General features: G+C 64.6%; 3 protein-coding genes. All 3 read right to left on the minus strand.

Annotated elements, in window-relative coordinates; genetic code table 11:
• The coding region (locus tag HHA01_RS14580; protein WP_281285712.1) for a T6SS effector BTH_I2691 family protein at positions 1-1,340 on the minus strand (1,340 nt) is incomplete at its 3' end.
• Positions 1,341-1,373: 33 nt separating this feature from the next.
• On the minus strand, positions 1,374-2,261 hold the full coding sequence (locus HHA01_RS14585; protein WP_141322019.1) for a DUF4123 domain-containing protein: 888 nt from the start codon (positions 2,259-2,261) through the stop codon (positions 1,374-1,376).
• On the minus strand, positions 2,262-3,766 hold a 1,505-nt coding region (locus HHA01_RS14590; protein ID WP_141322022.1), incomplete at its 5' end, for a type VI secretion system Vgr family protein.

Consider the following 3,766-nt stretch of genomic DNA (forward strand, 5'->3'; position numbering starts at 1 on the left):
TTGCAGCCATCGAAACACAGCTCCTGCGCCGAGAGCGGCAGCCGATCCAGCCAGATGATCAGATCGGCGCGGCATTGTTCACGTTGCCTCTCCAGTCGTTCCAGCTCGGGTTGGCGCGCCTGTATGAAGGCCAGTGCCTCGTCGTAACGCACATCATTGCGCCACCACAGCTTGCTCTGCCAGGCCTCGGCATCGGTATCTGTCTCGGGATCAATGCCCAGATCCCGCAGTTTGGCTTCCCGCGCTTCCAGTTGCCCGGGAATCGGATTGGGCCCGGGGCGGGCGCCTCTGTTGCGTTGCTCGCGCTTCAGCTCATAGTAATCACCTAGGGCTTCGATCGCTTGGCGCTGTTGCTCCGGGTCATCCGGCACGCCCTCAGGAAGCTCGCTTTCGCTGATGCCGCACAGCCGCTGCACCATCAGAGCGGTCTTGAGGCGGTGGCCATATTCGTCCTCGAACATCTCATACGCCGCCTCGATGCCCAGTAGCTGCATGGTCAGGTCATTGACCATGCCCAGGTCATCGTCGAGCGCCACGAAGAAGGCTTCATCCTGATCAGGCACCGCCCCCAGCACGGCCGCCTGGGCGATTTCGGGCTTGTGGGCCAGATCAGGATACTCTGTTGCCTGTCCCTCGCCCTCGGCTTCTTCCTGTTCCAGCTCACGCGTCATCACGGTGGTTGATTCGAAGTCACGCACCGCTCCCCCGGGGGTGATATCGGCCACATGCGTACCCAGTTCGCTAAGCGGCCCCACATGAGACGTGGACTCGGGCGCTTCGACGGCGGAACGGATACTAAGCGGGCGCATGAAGCGGGTGCGTGCAGACGCATTCGAGCGCATATGCTCACAGATACGCCATGTCCACTGGACGCATGAATAAGCGAGCCAGATTTGGCTGCGACACGGATAGAGCAGATAGGGTCGAGTCTCGCCTCCGCCAGTACGTTCATCGGGCTGTTGCGTGCCCACGTCTCCCGACCAGGGAATACGAGTAAACTGGTGACCCTCGATGCGGTATTCGTGAAAGGTCTCATCGGTCTCGTCCCAGACGTACAGCCAGCCGTCGCGCAACTGGCGCAGGCAGTAACTACGCGTGTTGAGCGCTGGGTGCGAGGCTCCCTGCCAGGTTTCCGGCAGGGGGTGTGGCCCCTGAGCTTTCTCCTCGTTCGCGGTGCCATCGGCCGCCTGTGTGTCCGAACCCTGCTTATCGGCGCTTTCATCAATGGCGTAGCGCACCGGAAAAATGGCAGCTTCGATATTCAGCGGACACATGGAAGCCGAGTCGAGAGGCTTGTCCTCGAACTCGGCATTACGCGCATTCTGTTGTTCATTCGACATGACGTAACATCCTTGTAGACGCTTGAGCCTGCATTAACGGCCTTGCGGTGCATGGCGCCAGGCATCAAGCGCGTGTAGCTGCTGTTGTCGTGACATCTGCCGACGCGACACGTCACCTGCCAGCCAACGTTCAAACAGACCATTGCGAGCGGTCATGAAGTCGGCGCCCCCGTGAAGGGCCAGCTCCATCCAGATCGCCATGAGTCGCTGAGTTTGTGCTCCCCAGTTCAGCCCCTCGTCAAGACGGGCTTCCAGCCAGTCATCCCGTTCTTCGCGGGGAATCTGCTGCCAGGCGGCCTGGGCATGCTGGTCGAAATAGCGGCTCACCCGCGCCTTGAACTGCCAGCGCGTTACGACATCGAGCATGTGTGCCTGGGCGCCGGAGAACTCGCTGACAGGTGTCTGGCCAAGGGGCGATGTCGATATATCGGCCACCTTGAAGGTTTGCCATTGCAGCGGTCGCGGGCATTGCCAGCACGGCGCCCAGTGAGCCACCTGCCAGGTCGCGATGGGCCCCATGACCTCCGCGGGCACGGCTTCTCCATAGCTCGCCAGCCAGTGTCGGGTAACGAGCGGATCGGCAAAACGCAGCAAGCGAGACGCACCAGGGGCATCCCCTTCCACCTGTATCTCGACGAACTGCAAGAGATGGTCACTCAGCGCTTGCGTAGAGGCGGTGCTTTCGATGATCGACATGGCACGCGCGGCTTCACCATCATCCTCCGCCAATAGTGCCGTCACAAACCGGCTGGAGCGAGGCCTGATCAGAATCGGCCCCTGTTCCGCGACCTCCCTGAAGCGTGTCAGCAGATATAGCGGCTCGATGTCGGCCAGATCATCCCGTCGATAGAGGCGCTGCAACGCTCGGGGATAACAGGCGCCATCCACCAGCACATGCGTGGCTCGGCCCGATACACTCACTTACTGAGCCCCCTCTCCGCCATCCGAATCGCATATTTCACAGCTGGCCGGCTGCTTCAACAGCGACGTGAGCTGCGCTCGGCGTTTGACCGGCGTGATCACGGTGTGCGACTCCTCTTCGGCTTCCCCCGGCAGGATCGGGGTCTTGGCACTCTGGCCGGTGCCGCTGCCGGGGCTGCCGCCGGAGTTGATCTTCACGCTCGGGCCGCTGAGGGTGACGCCGCTGGGGTCGAGCTTGACGAAGCTGCCGCCGGCCTTGAGCGTGACCTCGGCGCCGGCTTCGATGACCACCTTCATGCCGGCCTTGTGATGTACCTCGCTGCCGGCCTTGACGAGCTGGGCACGGCCGATGTTCTCGTGGTGGGTCTGGCCCACGATATGGTGGTCGTCGCCGTCGACCTGGGTGCGCCGTTCGCCGTGCACGGTGAGGTGGTCGTCGCGGTCGAGTTCGCTGATGCGGTCGCGCTTGATCTTGAGGTCGCTGTCGCGGCCGACTTCCTCGGTGCGGTCGTTGCGGGTCAGCAGTTCAAGGTCCTTCTGGGCGTGCAGCCAGATCTGCTGCTGGTCGGCCTTGTCCTCGAAGCGCAGTTCGTTGAAGCCTTCGCCCTGGTGGGTCTGGGTGCGCAGCACGGTACGCGTCTTGTGTGCCGGCAGTTCGTAGGGCGGCACGTTCACCGCGTGGTGGGTGCGCCCGGTGATGATCGGCTGGTCCGGGTCGCCTTCCAGGAAGGAGACGATCACCTCGTGGCCGATCCGGGGGATGGCCTGGAAACCATAGCCACCGCCGGCCCAGCCCTGGCTGACGCGGATCCAGGCGCTGGCGGTCTCGTCCGGCTTGGCGTAGCGGTCCCAGGGGAACTGCACCTTGACCCGGCCATGTTCGTCGCAGTAGATCTCCTCGCCCTCGGGGCCGACCACGAAGGCGACCTGCGGGCCGTCGATGCGCGGCCGGGGCTCGGGCTCGGCCTGCCAGGTGATGTCCGCCGGCGCCAGGCTCAGCCGGTTGTTGAGCGTGGTCTGGCCGTCGGCCTGTGCGGCGTCTTCTTCCAGGGCCTGGGGCTGGGTGCCGTGGTGCGCCACGCTGACCACCTGCCAGTCGCCCGGGGCCGGCAGGTCGTCGCCGCCGAGGGTGAAGCGCCGGCCGGGCGCCAGCTCGGCCAGGTTGCTCTCGGCCTCGGCGGTGGTGGCGTCGCGGCGCAGCCATTCCAGACGGTGGCGGGTGAAGGCCTTGCCGGAGGGGTCGGCCTTGAAGCGCCCGGGGTAGTCGAAGTGCTCGTAGCTGTCGCGCTGGGCATGCTGGCCGAGCCCTTCGCCCTGCTTGTCATGCAGTTGCGCGTAGGCGGGTTGCTTGAAGCTGTAGTCCTTGAGGGTGGCACTGGCCGGGCGCACGCGGCTGGTCTGGCGCAGGCGGCGCACATGGGTCTCGGGCGGGGTGCCGCCGGCGCGGTGATGGTAGGTGCGTTCGCCCAGCGAGCTCAGCGCCTGGGGCGAGTCGGCGAACACAA

Origin of the sequence: Halomonas halmophila (assembly GCF_006540005.1) — a bacterium.
Classification (GTDB): Bacteria; Pseudomonadota; Gammaproteobacteria; order Pseudomonadales; family Halomonadaceae; genus Halomonas; species Halomonas halmophila.